We start from the raw sequence: 15,693 nt of genomic DNA on the forward strand, positions 1-15,693 counted from the left end.
AAGGTATTCTCTATAAGATTTATATTATATACAATAACCATAGAAAAACATTCATACAACTCGCAACAAGCAGAAATGAAAAAGCCCTTTCACATGGAAAGGACTTCTTCTGTTACATAAATTCTGCCATCAATTCATCAAACATGCTTTGATCCATTTTCAAATCAGCATGTACAAGCGGCTTGTCACTGTAGCCTTTAATCAGCTCCTGATAGGAAGGCTGTTGTTTATTTTGATAAATTAAGCCTGTTACAAGGCTATTATTTTCAATTAATGTTTGCATAGCCTGCATACGATTAGATGGATCATATCCTTCTACTTCACTAAGCTTCTTCAGGTTTTCTTTAAACCAGTCATACGTATTCACTTTATTGTACGTTACACATGGACTAAACACATTGATAAGAGAAAAACCTTTATGCTTAATGCCCTCTTCAATCAATTGTGTAAGCTCTTTAAGGTCGCTTGAAAAGCTTTGTGCAACAAATGTCGCACCAGCTGTCAATGCCATTTCCATGACAGACAATGCCGGTTCAACCGATCCTTGTGGCGTACTCTTTGTTTTAAAACCCACTTCACTTCGCGGTGACGTTTGTCCTTTTGTTAACCCGTAAATTTGGTTATCCATTACAATGTATGTAATGTCAATATTGCGTCGAATTGCATGAATGGTATGTCCCATACCAATCGCAAATCCGTCTCCGTCACCACCTGATGCAATAACTGTCAAATCGCGATTTGCCATTTTTACACCTTGTGCAATTGGCAATGCGCGGCCATGAATTCCATGGAAGCCATATGTGTTAATATAGCCGGAGATACGTCCAGAACAGCCGATTCCTGATACAACCGCCATTCCTTCCGGCTCTAAACCAACATTCGCAGCGGCACGCTGAATTGCAGCTTGTACGGAGAAATCACCGCAACCCGGGCACCAGTTCGGCTTCACATTATTTCGGAAATCCTTAAACGTTGCCATTTAATACAACTCCTTTTTTGCATTCGTTGTAAACTTCTTTTGGTAAAAACGGGTTGCCATCATATTTCAACAGGCTGGAAATTTTTTCACCGTAGCCCACGTTCATTTTCATAATGTTAGCTAATTGTCCCGTTGCATTATTTTCTACCACTACAACGCGCTTTGCTTCCCTCACGAGCGGCTGCAGTACAGCTGTCGGGAATGGATGAAGCAAACGAACATGTGCATGATTCACCTTCAAACCATCTTTTTCTAGACGAATCATCGCTTCTTCAATCGCTCCTCTTGTTGAGTTAAAGCCGACAAGAAGCACATCTGGATTTTCATGCTTTGCAGCAATATGAACAGGTATATTAAACTTCATTCCTTCGATCTTGCGCATACGTTTATCCATTTGCGCAATTCGATTTTCAGGTGATTCAGACGGCTTTCCTGTTTCTGCGTGCTCTACACCAGTTACGTGATGAATACCATTTTTTACGCCAGGTACAACACGAGGGGAAACACCATCATCTGTTACTGCATAACGCTGGAAATACTCCTTATTTTCAATAGGCGGTTGCTCATCCAACAAGAGTTTACCGCGACGAACTTCCACTTTACTAAAGTCCAGCGGTGGCACTGTTTGCTTTCCAAGTGAAAGCTGTAAGTCTGTCATTACAATAACAGGGACTTGATATTCCTCAGCAATGTTAAACGCCTCAATTGTATCATAAAAAGCTTCTTCGACCGTACTTGGCGCCATAACAACCTTAGGAATCTCACCATGTGTACCGTATATCATAGCCATTAAATCTGATTGTTCTTGCTTTGTAGGAAGTCCCGTACTTGGGCCCCCACGTTGTGTATCGACAATGACAAGCGGTGTTTCTGTGATACCTGATAAACCGATTGCTTCCATCATAAGGGACAAACCAGGTCCAGCTGATGCAGTCAAGGAACGCACGCCTCCGTAGTTAGCGCCAATTGCCATTGTACACGCAGCAATTTCATCTTCCGTTTGAATAACAGTACCGCCCACCTTTGGCAACTTTTTAATCAAATATTCCATGATTTCCGATGCTGGTGTAATAGGATAAGCCGCCATAAAACGAGCACCGCCTGCTACCGCACCAAAAGCAATCGCATCGTTACCAATCATAAATAAGCGTTTTTGGCCACTTGCTGGTTCAAGCTGCATCATATTTACTTGCGGACCAAGTAAATCTTTCATGTGTTGTGAACCGCGGCGAATTGCCTCCATGTTCTTTTCTACAATTTGTTTCCCTTTTCTTCCAAATATCTCTTCAACAACTTCTAAATAGACTGATTCATCTAGTCCGAGTACTGCACAAGACGCACCTACAGCCACCATGTTTTTCATTAAAGATGTGCCAAGTTCTGTTGCAATTTCTGTAAATGGCACCGCATATAGTTGCACGCTTGTGCTAGCCGGGATTGTTGGAGAGAATTTTGCATCCGCAATTACAATACCGCCATCTCGAAGCTCATGGAAGTTTAAGTCAATTGTTTCCTGATCAAACGCAACAAGAATATCCAAGTCATCGGATACAGAACGAACTTCAGTTGTGCTGACACGAATTTTATTATTAGTGTGTCCGCCTTTAATACGGGAAGAAAAGTGGCGATAGCCATACAGGTAATATCCAAGCCTATTTAAAGCCATGCAGAAAATTTCGCCGGTACTTTCAATCCCTTCACCTTGTTGCCCTCCAACTTTCCAAGAAAGTTGATTCATCATTTACTACACCCCTTTGGCCTCATACATTATAGTGCATTTTTTTACACTATCATTTTATCATCTTCTATCCTAGGAAACTACAAACTCTGGTCGTACATTTCAAAAATTTATATAAGACGTGAAATTCTTGTATAAAAACCCTTCTACTTGACGCACTGAATAATGTTTCTGCAGTGCATTGATTAAGTTTGGATAATCTGTATATGAAGAAAGTCCCTGTACCGTCTCTGTGATGCCATCAAAATCAGATCCAAAACCAAGCTGCTTCTCTCCACCAAGCATACAAATATGTTCTATATGCTTCAGAATATGAGCAATACGAGCTGGTCCTTCCGTTATAAACGAAGGTACAAAGGTAATACCTATCACACCATCTTTTTGTAGCAATGCGCGGATTTGCTCGTCAGTAAGGTTACGTGGATGGTCGCATAAAGAGCGGCAATTGGAATGAGATGCAATTGGATGCGCTGCATGCTCCATCACATCCCAAAAGCCCTTTATAGATAAATGAGACACATCTGTCCATAAACCATGCACATTAAGACGCTCTACAACCTCGAGACCAAATGAACTTAAACCGGCACCGCGCGGTTCTAAAACACCGTCGGCAACCGCATTGCTGTAATTCCAAGTTAACCCCACAGAGCGTACACCTAAGCGATATAGTGTTTCAAGCTTCACCAGGCTTTGATCAATAGCATCGCAGCCTTCTAATGTAAGCAATGCACCTACTTCTCCATCCTTCAAATTGTCTATATCTTCCCTCGATAACAGAACTTTCATATGAGGATGCTTTTCTATTATCTCTTTGTAAAATATATCGACCATTTCTAGTGCAACCAGGAAACGTTGCTCCTGCGGCACATTCTCTGGCACATATATAGCGAAACACTGAATTTTGGCATTGCTGCGCAATAAATTTTCCATCGTAATATGAAGGTGCGGATCATTTGTAAACTGCCTCTTTCGATCAGACCATAATTGCCAAAGCACGTCACAATGTGCATCAAAAATCTTCATACAATCACCCTTCAAACAAAAATAACCTGTTTGCAACGCAAACAGGTTTAACTTCAACGAGGCTCTACAATCAGTTTAATTGCTGTTCGCTCTTCTCCATCAATCGTTATATCTGTAAACGCCGGTACGCAAATTAAATCCAAGCCACTTGGTGCCACAAATCCTCTTGCAATCGCAACTGCCTTAACAGCTTGGTTTAACGCACCTGCTCCAATCGCTTGGATTTCCGCGGTACCTCGCTCACGGATGACTCCTGCAAGTGCGCCTGCTACAGAGTTAGGGACAGACGTTGCTTTAACTTTTAATATTTCCATTGCTTGTTTCCTCCTCGTTTCATTGAATGAGCGATTAAATTCACTCTACATATATTCACGAGGGAAAGCATGTATTCCTTCTTTAAATTTCTTAATTTTCATAAAAATTTAAATATATAGTCAAATTGCAGAAGTACTTTATTCAAAGATAGATTGATCATCATTGATTAAAATTTGTTCCACTTTATGTGCTTTGCCAGTAGCAGGATTTACGTCAATATATACGGCACTTAGCTGCTTGCGCCCTTCCGTTACTTCAAATCGCACAGGCAAGCCAGTTAAGAACTTTTTAAGAACAGCATCACGACTCATCCCTAAAATTCCATCGTACGGACCAGTCATACCAACATCCGTTATGTAAGCTGTCCCGTTAGGCAAAATACGCTTATCTGCAGTAGGAACATGTGTATGCGTGCCAACAACAGCAGTGACTCTTCCATCTACGTACCATCCAAGCGCCTGTTTTTCACTTGTTGCTTCTGCATGAAAGTCTATAAAAATTATATTGGTACGCTTTTTGGCTTCTTCTATGTACGCATCTGCTTGCTTAAAAGGACATTCTAGCGGGGGCAAAAATGTGCGTCCTTGTAAATTAATAATCGCTACTTCTGTTCCGTTACAATTTACAAAAATCATTCCTGTTCCTGGTGCACCTTCAGGAAAATTACCAGGACGAACCAAATATTTAGCACCATCAATAAAGGAAAATAAATCTTTATTATCCCATGCATGATTGCCAAGCGTAACAGCTTGTGCACCTACCTCTAAAAAACGGCGATAAATTTTCTCAGTAATTCCCCTGCCTGCCGCTGCATTTTCTCCATTAATGATGGTAAGCGTTGGACCGTATTTTTTCTTTAATTTTGGCACATATTCATCAATCATTTCCCTTCCAGGTGCTCCGACAACATCTCCAATAAATAAAATTCGCATCGCTCTTGCTTCCTTTCTAATTACTACATTCTCATAGAAATCCCAAATGGGTAATTATTTAATTTTTTCATCAAACATGTAGTAAGCAAGCCATTGACAACTTAGTTTCTTCACGTTCTTGCATAGTATCTATCAATGTATGATAAAAAAATAAAGTGGTCAGAGACCACTTTATTTTGCATATTCAACAGCACGTGTTTCTCGAATAACCGTAACTTTGATATGTCCTGGGTAATCTAGCTCACTTTCAATACGTTTGCGAATATCTCTCGCTAAACGATGTGCTTCTAAATCATCAATTGCATCAGGTTTAACCAAAATGCGAACTTCACGACCTGCTTGAATTGCAAATGATTTCTCTACGCCCTCATAGGACTCAGAAATTTCCTCAAGTTTTTCTAAGCGGCGAATGTAGTTTTCCAACGTTTCACTTCTTGCTCCCGGTCTTGCTGCCGACAACGCATCCGCAGCAGCAACAAGCACAGAAATAATAGACGTTGGATCTGTATCACCATGGTGGGACGCAATTGCATTAATAACCACAGGATGCTCTTTGTATTTCGTAGCAAGTTCCACACCGATTTCCACGTGACTGCCCTCAACTTCATGATCAATTGCTTTTCCAATATCATGCAACAATCCTGCTCGGCGCGCTAGTTTTTCATCTTCGCCAAGTTCAGCAGCCATTAAGCCTGCCAAATAGGATACTTCCATTGAGTGTTTTAATACATTTTGACCATAACTTGTACGGAACTTTAAACGACCCAAAATTTTGATGAGATCTGGATGTAAGCCATGAACACCGACTTCAAATGTAGTCTGTTCACCAACTTCCCTGATATACTCGTCCACTTCACGTCTGGATTTTTCAACCATCTCTTCAATACGAGCCGGATGAATACGTCCATCTTGTACAAGTTTATCTAATGCAATACGAGCTGTTTCACGACGAATTGGATCAAACCCTGACAAAATAACTGCTTCCGGTGTATCATCAATAATTAAATCAATACCAGTTAATGTTTCTAATGTTCGAATGTTTCGACCTTCTCGACCTATAATTCGGCCTTTCATCTCGTCGTTTGGAAGATTTACAACTGAGACAGTCGTTTCTGCAACATGATCAGCTGCACAGCGCTGAATTGCTAGAGATAAAATTTCCTTCGCCTTTTTATCAGCCTCTTCTTTCGCACGAACTTCGCTCTCTTTAATCATCATCGCGATCTCATGTGAAAGTTCGCCCTCCATTTTGGAAAGGATGATAGATTTTGCTTCTTCACGTGTCAAGCCTGAAACACGTTCTAGCTCGTCCTGTTGTTTTTGAACCAGTTCTCCTACTTTGCTTTCCAACTCTTCAATCTGCTGTTGTTTTAAAACAAGAGAATCTTCTTTTTTCTCCAGCGCGTATTCACGCTTTTCCAAAGATTCGTTCTTACGATCAAGATTCTCCTCTTTTTGCATTAAACGATTTTCTTGTTTCTGTAACTCACTTCTTCGATCACGAACTTCTGATTCTGCTTCTGTACGAAGTGTATGAATTTCGTCCTTAGCCTCAAGCAATGCTTCCTTTTTTAATGCTTCCGCCTGGCGCTTCGCATCTTCAAGAATTTGATTAGCAGCATAGGTAGCACCGTTAATCTTTGCTTCGGCAATGGATTTTCGAACAAAAAAGCCAACAACGGCACCGACGATCGTGGCAAGCAAAATGGAGATGATTGCAACAACTAAGTTCATAACTTTCACCTCCTCTTGCTATTAATAAGATAAGACTGTCGGCATGTGCATCTGAGATGCACACCACTGCCCCCCTCGTCCCTTTGAACTATGTGCATGGGACATGTTTACATTCGCTTTATTATTTACACAATTCTTCGAATCCGGAACAAAAAGCTCCCTTCGAATGTCATACGTTTTCAAACCGAAATATATGACACAATGGTAAAAAAAGAATATACATTCTCATTTTATAGGTCGATATTTCCATTGTCAAGAGCGGTATCTATTTGCTGAGTTGTAAGTAAGATAAGCGTTATCTTTTTTATTGACATAAAAAAACACCCGATTGGGTGTTTTTTATCTTATTCATCTAATAAAGTTGGCTCGTCTTCTTCAATAACAGTGCGAGGTCCGTCAGAATCAATTCCATAGTGAGCACGTACTTTTAAAGCAATATCATCTCTAACGTGTGGGTTTTCACGCAAAAAGATCTTTGCATTTTCTCGACCTTGACCAAGACGCTCGTCTTGATAGGAATACCAAGCACCGCTCTTTTGTACAATATCAAGTTCTGTTGCCATATCAAGAATTTCACCTTCTTTAGAAATTCCCTCTCCATACATGATATCGACTTCCGCTACACGGAATGGAGGTGCCACTTTATTTTTTACCACCTTAATTTTTGTTTTATTACCAACCATATCGTTACCTTGTTTTAACTGCTCGGCACGGCGCACTTCTAAACGTACTGTTGAATAGAACTTTAATGCACGGCCACCTGGTGTTGTCTCAGGGTTACCAAACATAACTCCTACTTTTTCACGAATCTGATTGATAAAGATAGCAATGGTTTTAGATTTATTAATTGCACCAGAAAGCTTGCGGAGGGCTTGTGACATAAGGCGTGCTTGCAAACCAACATGAGAATCTCCCATTTCTCCTTCAATTTCAGCTTTTGGAACAAGAGCTGCTACAGAATCAATAACAATAATATCTACCGCGCCGCTGCGTACCAACGCTTCTGCAATTTCCAACCCTTGCTCACCTGTATCAGGCTGTGATAACAATAAAGCATCTATATTTACACCGAGCTTTTGTGCATACACAGGATCAAGAGCGTGTTCTGCATCAATAAATGCAGCTTGGCCACCGCGTGCTTGTACTTCTGCAATCGCATGAAGAGCGACTGTAGTTTTACCAGAAGACTCAGGTCCATATGTTTCAATAATTCGTCCGCGTGGGTAACCACCTACACCTAAAGCAACATCCAATGCTAGAGACCCACTGGAAATTGTAGAAATCTGACGTTCAGATTGCTCTCCTAGCTTCATGATAGATCCTTTACCGAACTGCTTTTCTATTTGTTTTAACGCCATTTCTAGTGCTGCTTGGCGATCGCTCATTATATTTCCTCCTTTTGTTTTAACCTTATTTTTATTATAACCGCTTTTCCCTAAAAAGCCAACAAAAATCGAACACTTATTCGTATTTGGGTTTTTACTGTTCTATATCTCTACTTTAGCTATACATATAATTTAAAACTTTTATAATGAAAAAAGGAAGAGTTCAACACTCTTCCAGTCGTTTTAATAGATAGTATAAACCATATTTGACAGCTCTTTCTCTTACAAGGGTTCTATTACCCCCGAGCTTTAGTGAAAATGTTTCAGGTTGCTTTCCTTTAATTGCTACACCAATATGAACAGTCCCAGGCGTTTGATGTTCTAATGGTTCTGGTCCTGCGACACCTGTAAAGCTGATTCCCACATCACTTTGCAAAAGCGTAAGAACATTTGCAGCAAGTAAACCTGCGCATTGTGAACTTACTACTTGCATATTGGATGGAATACCAAGTAACTGTTCCTTTACAGATCTATCGTAGCATTGTATGCCGCCTTTAAAGCAAGAGGAAACACCTGGTACGTCTGTTATCTTAGCAGCAAACATACCACCAGTTAAACTTTCTGCACACGAAAGCGTATATCCTTTTACCTTTAGCAAATCAATAACCTTAGTATGCAGGGATTCATTATTATAACCGTAGAAAAAAGACCCTACTCTTTCTAAAATTTGTTCCTCAGTTTTATTCAGTAGCTCATGTGCTTCTATTTCAGTTGTAGCCTTAGCCGTCAATCGAAGCGTTACTTCCCCTTCAGCAGCAAGGGGGGCAATAGTGGGATTGGTTTGGGCATCAATAATATCTTGTAATACATCTTCTAGCTGTGATTCACCAATTCCAAAAAAACGTAATACACGTGAGTACAAATTCCCTCTAGAACCTAATCGCATTAGATATGGTTCTACGTATCGTTCATACATAGGAATCATTTCTTTCGGCGGTCCGGGTAACAGCACATATAATTTACCAGCTGTAGCCAATGCCATACCGGGCGCCATACCAAAATCATTTGGAAAGACAACCGCCCCTTCTAGTACAAGTGCTTGTTTTTTATTATTTTCTGTAAAGGTTCGCCCAGTTCTCGCGAAATAAGCAGTAATTGCATCCATAGCCTGCTTATCATATACCAGTTGGACTCCTGCAGCATTGGCGATAGTTTCTTTTGTTAAATCATCTTTTGTTGGCCCTAATCCCCCCGTAAAAATTAAAACATCCGCTCGTTGCTGTGCAACAGCAATAGCTGAAGAAAGGCGTTCAGCATTATCTCCTACAACAGTTTGGAAATAAACATTAACACCAATAGATGCTAATTTCTGCGAAAGAAACTTTGCATTTGTATTTAAGATTTGTCCCAATAATAATTCGGTGCCAACCGCAATAATTTCTGCGTGCACAACACATTCCCCCTATTTGGAATTAACAAAAACAGCGCGATTCTTCCAAAAATAATCCCATCCAGATATCACAGTAAAGACAACAGCGATCCACATGGATATAGTAGCTACAGAAAATGGCAGCCAATGAAAAGGCACATCATGTAATAGGTATGCGGATATAGCTACAATCTGGGTCCATGTTTTAATTTTACCGAGCATGTTAGCAGCCACGACTTCTCCTGTTCCTGCTAAGATTAAGCGTAACCCTGTAATAGCAAACTCACGACTTATAATAATAATGACCATCCACGAAGGAGCATGAAACGGCTCCGGCAATTCTACAAGTATAATAAGAGCAGCCGCCACCAGCAATTTATCGGCTAACGGATCTAAAAACTTTCCAAAATTGGTCACCAAATTATATTTTCGTGCATAATAGCCGTCTACCCAGTCTGTAGCTGATGCGAAAATGAAAATTAGCGCTCCAATAAGATGACTTAACGTTAAATCATTCGGACCTATGATACGATTTGACCATTCAAACGGCACTAACATAACAAGCATAAATAAAGGGATTAAAAAAATTCTTGATAGTGTTATTTTATTAGGTATATTCACGACTACTCCTCCATCGTTTCAAAAACAATTTCATTGAAAATAGTCATCGCATGCGATGACTATTGTGCAGATTGCGCTGTCCGCAAATTGTTAATCAGTAAAATTTGATGATAATATTTTGTAGGATCTTGCGGATACGAAACCGCCTGACCGTTAATTTTAATATCGGTATTCGGTGAACTTCCAACATTCAAACGCACCGTATCTTGTGCGGACAAATCTTGTTGCAATGTTTCTCCAGGTTGTAACGTTTTGCTTATAATCAGCTTTCCGGAACCATCTCTTATGTCGATGTATGCTCGTCCTTTAGCTGTTAACTCAACAATCATTGCCGTATTGTTGCGAAGTTCCATCGTAGCCGTTTTACCGGATGTTTGAATTACCTTTAGCTCTTGTACTGGCTGTTGAGGTGCAACAGGAGCTTCTTCCTTTTTTACTTCTTCTTTAGGCTCTTCCTTCTTATCTAGCGGTGAATTTTCCACTTTCTCTACCTGTGCTTTTGTTACCTCAGGTATGGCTGCACTTTCCTCTTTATTCGCTAAAGCTTGAAACACAAGCCAAACACCTACACATAACGCAAGGACAAGAAGAGTAATAAATACTTTTGGCATATAATCCATAAACTTATTTGAAGTGGCTGTAGAAACCGCCTCCCGCGACTTACGAACGCGTGACAATTGCGTTATATCGTGTGAAGCAGGGGGAGGCGGTAATTCACTTTTATGCTCTTCTAGCAACATTTCGGCATCCAGTCCAACAGCTTCTGCATATTGCTTAATAAACGCCCTTACATAAAATTCTCCTGGCAAGATATGGAACTTTCCTTCTTCTATACTGGTGAGATATCGCTTTTGAATCTTCGTAATCTCTTGTAATTCATCTAATGACAAACCCTTTGTTTGTCTGGCTTCCTGTAATTTTTGTCCTAGTTCCAATACAAACACCTCGATACTTCCTTAAAAATCGAACATGGAAAAATTATTCCTTGTATTTAGCTCAATATCATCTACCAAATCATATGTAATCTCTTCATCATCGTCGTTACGCAACTCAATAATGTAATCAAAATCGTCCAATGTATATTCAGACTGTGCTACAAAGATATCTGGATGCTCCACCACTTTTGTTGCCGGAATACGCATAATCTCTCGCACAAGCTGCCAATGTCTTTCGTTTGCTCGTTTTGTTGAGACAATGCCATCTAAAATAAAAATGTTGTTTTCGCTATATTCGTCCTGAATAAGTTGACTTCGAATCGTTTGCTTAATTAATGTAGAGGATACGAAAAGCCATCTTTTGTTTGCGCAAACGCTTGCTGCGACAATAGATTCCGTTTTGCCGACTCGCGGCATGCCACGTATACCAATTAATTTATGCCCCTCCTTTTTCATTAGCTCAGCCATAAAATCAACCAGCAATCCTAATTCATCACGAACAAATCGAAACGTTTTCTTATCATCAGCATCTCTTTGTATATATCTACCATGTCGAACAGCCAACCGATCCCTAAGTTTCGGCTCGCGGTACTTCGTTACCGTTATATTATCCATCGTATTCAGAATTGATTCAAGACGCGCAATTTGCTCACGGTTTTCTCCTCGAAGCAATAAACCCCGTCTAGAGTTGTCTACACCATTAATTGTTACAATATTAATGCCAAGCATCCCGATTAGCGAAGAGATATCGCCAAGCAAGCCGGGTCGATTCTTATGTATCTCATACTCAAAGTACCATTCGATCATCTCAAACACTCCCCTTGCCTACTAACTATCTACTATCTTATATGATTTTTCCTGAATAGAAAAGTGAAATTACAAATCCAATATTCCAAATACAAAGCATTATCAATGTAAGCCTTATCAATTTTGTGCCCAAAACAAAGAAAAGAGGAGGCTTCCCCCCTCTTCTAACGTTGATGCTGCACAAGCTTAATCATTAGATTCGCAATAGTATGCTGCTCTTGCTCATCCGCCACTTTCCAAAGTTCGGCCAACACGCGTTCTTCATCGTTGCGCGGCTCTACTTCATTTGCTAAATAGTCACCAATTCGATAAGCCATCTCAGACACATAATTATGATCTAATCCTTTACCTTCAGCTTGGTCTAAACGCTCACCCAAAAACGATTTCCATTGGTCAAAATTATCTAATACAGACACATGTAACACCTCACCTTTCAAATAGATTCAATACTACTATGCACCTTTCTCCTTGTTATTATGTATTAATACCATCCACCATTTACTGCGACAATCTGCCCTGTGATATAAGAAGCCTTAGGGGACAATAAAAATGAAACCACATTTGCTACCTCTTCTGCTTGTCCTAGACGGCCCATTGGTATTTCCTCAGCAATGTCATTTTTTTCATCCTCAGAAAATATATGGAGCATTTCAGTTTCTATAGCACCGGGAGCAACTGCATTTACTCGTATCCCGCTGAGCGCAACCTCTTTGGCCAGCGCTTTTACAAATGTATTTTGTGCTCCTTTGACAGTGGAATACAGTACTTCACAAGAAGCTCCTATCTGCCCCCAAATGGAAGAGATAACAATAATTTGCCCTTGTTTTTTAGAAATCATATCAGGTAATAAACTTGTCACCAACTGATATAAACTGGTAACCTGCATGCGCACCATCGCATCTAATTCATTGTTTGAAATATCTTGAACCAATCCAAACACGCTTTTACCAGCCGCGTATATGATAGCATCTAATGGATGCTGCAATTGCAACTGTATTTGCTTTGCCCCTTCTGAATGAGATAAATCCCCGTGAATTAAGATATGTCCCTGCCCCAGCTCTTGTAAGAGTCTCTCCGCTTTTTCCTTTCCCGTATGGTAATGTAAATATAATTGATACCCTTCAGCAGCTAGCTGTCTGGCAACCGCCCCTCCAATTCCTCCACTTGCTCCTGTAATAAGTGCGTACTTCATATCTGCCTCCTTACATGTAAAAAGCATCCGTAATGGATGCTTATGCCTTCGGTACAACCTGACAAACACTCAACCTTTTTTCATCAATAAATTCCTCAGCAGCTTGCTTCAAATCCACGCTTGAAATTTCCTCCAAAACAGCTAGCGCATCAAATAAACTTGATTCGTTGAATGCATAGCGTGTAAATTGGTTTGCAATATATTCTGGGGAATTTAAAGAGCGTAAAAAACCACCAATTTTCTTTTTCTTTGCACGCTCGAGCGTCTGTTCCGATAAGCTATTATAATCTGTATGCAATAAAATGGACGATAACTTTTCAGCCAATTCATCAGGATGCTTTGTATCGCCTCCCACCATAGCAAAACCAAAGTTACTCTCTTCTGTATAATCATAAGAAAAGGTATCGTCAATTAAGCCGTTATTATAAAGGTCCTCATAATTATTAGAACCTTTACCAAATAAACAGTCCATTAAGAGCGTTAATGTAATTTCTTGTTTTAATAAAGCTCGCCCTGTTTTATCTGACTGCTTCGCTTTTAAACCTACCAAACATTTAGGCGTTTGTACAGTCATTGGAATGACTTTTTTCTTTTCATTTACTTCTTCCGGTTCACTTTCAAAAAAACGTTGAATCGGGGGCTGATCTTTATATTTCTTAGCAGCTTGATTACGACGTACCAGTTCCATTGTATTTTCTACATCGACCGGTCCAACAACAAATAACAGCATATTACTTGGGTGATAAAATGTTTGATAGCATTGATATAAAGAATCTTTTGTAATTTTGCTTATAGAGTCAATTGTGCCTGCTATATCTATTTTAACAGGATGTTTTTGATACAAAGCATCAATCAGTCCAAAGTACAAGCGCCAGTCTGCATTGTCTTGATACATTTGAATTTCCTGTCCTATAATACCCTTTTCTTTTTCTACAGTTTCTTCAGTAAAGTATGGCGCTTGCACAAAATCCAGCAATGTGTTTAAGTTAACATCAATATTTGATGTACATGAAAATAAATAGGCTGTTCTTGTAAACGATGTAAAGGCATTTGATGAAGCACCTTGTTTACTGAAAAGCTGAAATGCATCATGGTCTTCTTTTTCAAAAAGCTTGTGCTCTAAAAAATGCGCAATACCATCCGGTACTTGCACCTTCGCTTTTCCATCTAGTGGAACAAACGTGTTGTCGATGGAACCGTATTTTGTTGTAAATGTAGCAAACGTTTTGTTAAATCCTTGCTTTGGCAGAATATACACATCTAAGCCATTTGGGAGCTTTTCATAAAATAATTCTTCTTTCAGTTGTTCGAATGAAATTTTTTCCATTTTAAGCACCCTCCCCTTGCAACAAGTAAACGGTATCAGTCTCTATCTTTTTTGCTACGGCGACCACTTCCTCTTTTGTTACACTATTAATCGCTTCCTCCCATTGGGCAATTGGACGTTCGTAATCAGCTACAACATTATGGTATAGCATTTCAACTAATCCTCTTGGTGTATCAATCGTTTCAAGAATTTGATTATTGATTACTGCTTTTGTTTGCTGTAATTCTTGCTCAGTAAAATCTCCATTTTGCATTGCTTCTAGTTGCTCATTAATAATGGAAACAGCTTTTTTATAATTTTTAGCTTCAATGCCTGACATAACAAACAAAAGTCCTTTATGACTTTCATAACGAGATGCAGCGTAATATGCAAGGCTATTTTTCTCCCGTACATTGATAAATAGTTTAGAGTGTGAAAATCCTCCAAATAGACCATTGAATACTTGTAGCGCAAAATAGTCTGTATCTTTATATGTAACATGAGTGCGATAGCCAATATGCAATTTACTTTGTTTTAAGTCCTGTTTCTCAATCACTTCTCGCTCTGATACTTGTTTGGACGGTGATACCACCACTTCACAATGCTGCTTTCGTTGTGCTGGTAATGTGAAATATGTTTGTATTAAAGCTTCCACAGATTCATTTACATCGCCAATCACATATAAATCCAGGCAATCCTCTCTCAACACTTGCTGATAATACGAAAATAAAGAAGCTGGTGTGATTTCGGTAATTTTTTCTTTTATGCCGTTTGCGTTGAATCGATAAGCTTCGCCTTGGCACATTTCCTCTAACAGCCGATCATTAGCATAACGCATTTTATCGTCATACACGGATTCTAAACGTTGTAATAAAGAGCGCTTTTCACTTTCAACAATTGATGCGACAAACACGTCATCTTCTGTGATTGGATGTAAAATCAACTCTGCTAGCATTTTGATCGCCTTTTCTAGAAGAAGAGGGGCATCTTGTAAATACACTTCGTTTGCAACGTCCATATAAAAAGAGATAATATGATGTTCACCCTTTTTACTAACATCTACGCCTAAAGAAGCACCATATAATTCTTCAAGATGCTGCCTAATCAGCTTGACGGTTGGAAACGTTTTTGTACCGCTTTGTAATACATATGGCAACAAGGCACGCTGTGTAACTGTTTCCTCCGATAAGGGTGCCTTCATTCGCAGTACAAGTGTATTCGTTTTGTATTTTGTAGTAGCAACTGTATGTACACGTAAACCAGCTATTTGTGTTTGCTGTTCCATCTTATTCCTCCTTATATACATATTCTTCTTCAATATACATTTCCTTGCATGAACTTGGCAAATTTCTAACGT

The 15,693-nt window shown here is 39.5% G+C and carries 15 protein-coding genes; all 15 read right to left on the reverse strand.

What is annotated here, in order from left to right; genetic code table 11:
- Positions 1–112 precede the first annotated feature (112 nt).
- Positions 113–979 carry a 2-oxoacid:ferredoxin oxidoreductase subunit beta gene (locus MUG87_RS05610; protein WP_124563711.1) on the reverse strand — a complete coding sequence of 289 codons (867 nt, stop codon included), beginning with the start codon at positions 977–979 and terminating at the stop codon, positions 113–115.
- Complete coding sequence (locus tag MUG87_RS05615) at positions 966–2,720, reverse strand: 2-oxoacid:acceptor oxidoreductase subunit alpha (RefSeq protein ID WP_247086347.1); 1,755 nt, start codon at positions 2,718–2,720, stop codon at positions 966–968. The genes MUG87_RS05610 and MUG87_RS05615 overlap by 14 nt, the downstream gene beginning before the upstream one ends.
- 99 nt (positions 2,721–2,819) lie before the next feature.
- Positions 2,820–3,740 (reverse strand): dipeptidase, encoded by a 921-nt coding sequence (locus MUG87_RS05620; protein ID WP_247086349.1) that lies wholly within the window; start codon positions 3,738–3,740, stop codon positions 2,820–2,822.
- 53 nt (positions 3,741–3,793) lie between these two features.
- Positions 3,794–4,054, reverse strand: a complete 261-nt coding sequence (gene spoVS, locus MUG87_RS05625; RefSeq protein WP_124563708.1) for a stage V sporulation protein SpoVS — start codon at positions 4,052–4,054, stop codon at positions 3,794–3,796.
- 138 nt (positions 4,055–4,192) lie between these two features.
- On the reverse strand, positions 4,193–4,987 hold the full coding sequence (locus MUG87_RS05630) for a TIGR00282 family metallophosphoesterase (protein ID WP_247086351.1): 795 nt from the start codon (positions 4,985–4,987) through the stop codon (positions 4,193–4,195).
- 171 nt (positions 4,988–5,158) lie between these two features.
- A complete protein-coding gene (gene rny / locus MUG87_RS05635) occupies positions 5,159–6,721 on the reverse strand; it encodes a ribonuclease Y (protein WP_247086353.1) in 1,563 nt (520 codons plus the stop codon).
- A gap of 344 nt (positions 6,722–7,065) precedes the next feature.
- Entirely contained in the window at positions 7,066–8,106 is a 1,041-nt protein-coding gene (gene recA / locus MUG87_RS05640) for a recombinase RecA (protein ID WP_247086355.1), read from the reverse strand.
- A 163-nt stretch (positions 8,107–8,269) separates the two neighbouring features.
- The gene (locus tag MUG87_RS05645) at positions 8,270–9,496 is read right to left on the reverse strand and encodes a competence/damage-inducible protein A (protein WP_247086357.1); all 1,227 of its coding nucleotides are present in this window, start codon (positions 9,494–9,496) and stop codon (positions 8,270–8,272) included.
- Positions 9,497–9,508: 12 nt separating this feature from the next.
- Positions 9,509–10,096, reverse strand: coding sequence for a CDP-diacylglycerol--glycerol-3-phosphate 3-phosphatidyltransferase (gene pgsA / locus MUG87_RS05650; RefSeq protein WP_247086359.1), 588 nt, complete (start codon positions 10,094–10,096; stop codon positions 9,509–9,511).
- A 59-nt stretch (positions 10,097–10,155) separates the two neighbouring features.
- Complete coding sequence (locus MUG87_RS05655; protein WP_247086361.1) at positions 10,156–11,040, reverse strand: helix-turn-helix domain-containing protein; 885 nt, start codon at positions 11,038–11,040, stop codon at positions 10,156–10,158.
- A gap of 12 nt (positions 11,041–11,052) precedes the next feature.
- Positions 11,053–11,838, reverse strand: a complete 786-nt coding sequence (locus MUG87_RS05660) for a DUF3388 domain-containing protein (protein WP_247086363.1) — start codon at positions 11,836–11,838, stop codon at positions 11,053–11,055.
- A 164-nt stretch (positions 11,839–12,002) separates the two neighbouring features.
- A complete protein-coding gene (locus MUG87_RS05665) occupies positions 12,003–12,254 on the reverse strand; it encodes a DUF3243 domain-containing protein (RefSeq protein WP_124563700.1) in 252 nt (83 codons plus the stop codon).
- 65 nt (positions 12,255–12,319) lie between these two features.
- On the reverse strand, positions 12,320–13,030 hold the full coding sequence (locus MUG87_RS05670) for an elongation factor P 5-aminopentanone reductase (RefSeq protein ID WP_247086365.1): 711 nt from the start codon (positions 13,028–13,030) through the stop codon (positions 12,320–12,322).
- 40 nt (positions 13,031–13,070) lie between these two features.
- Positions 13,071–14,357, reverse strand: a complete 1,287-nt coding sequence (locus MUG87_RS05675) for an EF-P 5-aminopentanol modification-associated protein YfmH (protein WP_247086367.1) — start codon at positions 14,355–14,357, stop codon at positions 13,071–13,073.
- A gap of 1 nt (position 14,358) precedes the next feature.
- Entirely contained in the window at positions 14,359–15,621 is a 1,263-nt protein-coding gene (locus tag MUG87_RS05680; protein ID WP_247086369.1) for an EF-P 5-aminopentanol modification-associated protein YfmF, read from the reverse strand.
- Positions 15,622–15,693 lie beyond the last annotated feature (72 nt).

The sequence above is a fragment of the Ectobacillus sp. JY-23 genome (genome assembly GCF_023022965.1).
Classification (GTDB): Bacteria; Bacillota; Bacilli; order Bacillales; family Bacillaceae_G; genus Ectobacillus.

Coding starts and splice junctions, on each gene's coding strand:
- MUG87_RS05660 (WP_247086363.1), bottom strand. CDS start 11,838: ATGATCGAATGGTACTTTGAGTATGAGATACATAAGAATCGACCCGGC.
- spoVS (WP_124563708.1), bottom strand. CDS start 4,054: ATGGAAATATTAAAAGTTAAAGCAACGTCTGTCCCTAACTCTGTAGCA.
- MUG87_RS05620 (WP_247086349.1), bottom strand. CDS start 3,740: ATGAAGATTTTTGATGCACATTGTGACGTGCTTTGGCAATTATGGTCT.
- MUG87_RS05670 (WP_247086365.1), bottom strand. CDS start 13,030: ATGAAGTACGCACTTATTACAGGAGCAAGTGGAGGAATTGGAGGGGCG.
- recA (WP_247086355.1), bottom strand. CDS start 8,106: ATGAGCGATCGCCAAGCAGCACTAGAAATGGCGTTAAAACAAATAGAA.
- MUG87_RS05610 (WP_124563711.1), bottom strand. CDS start 979: ATGGCAACGTTTAAGGATTTCCGAAATAATGTGAAGCCGAACTGGTGC.
- rny (WP_247086353.1), bottom strand. CDS start 6,721: ATGAACTTAGTTGTTGCAATCATCTCCATTTTGCTTGCCACGATCGTC.
- MUG87_RS05630 (WP_247086351.1), bottom strand. CDS start 4,987: ATGCGAATTTTATTTATTGGAGATGTTGTCGGAGCACCTGGAAGGGAA.
- MUG87_RS05680 (WP_247086369.1), bottom strand. CDS start 15,621: ATGGAACAGCAAACACAAATAGCTGGTTTACGTGTACATACAGTTGCT.
- MUG87_RS05615 (WP_247086347.1), bottom strand. CDS start 2,720: ATGATGAATCAACTTTCTTGGAAAGTTGGAGGGCAACAAGGTGAAGGG.
- MUG87_RS05675 (WP_247086367.1), bottom strand. CDS start 14,357: ATGGAAAAAATTTCATTCGAACAACTGAAAGAAGAATTATTTTATGAA.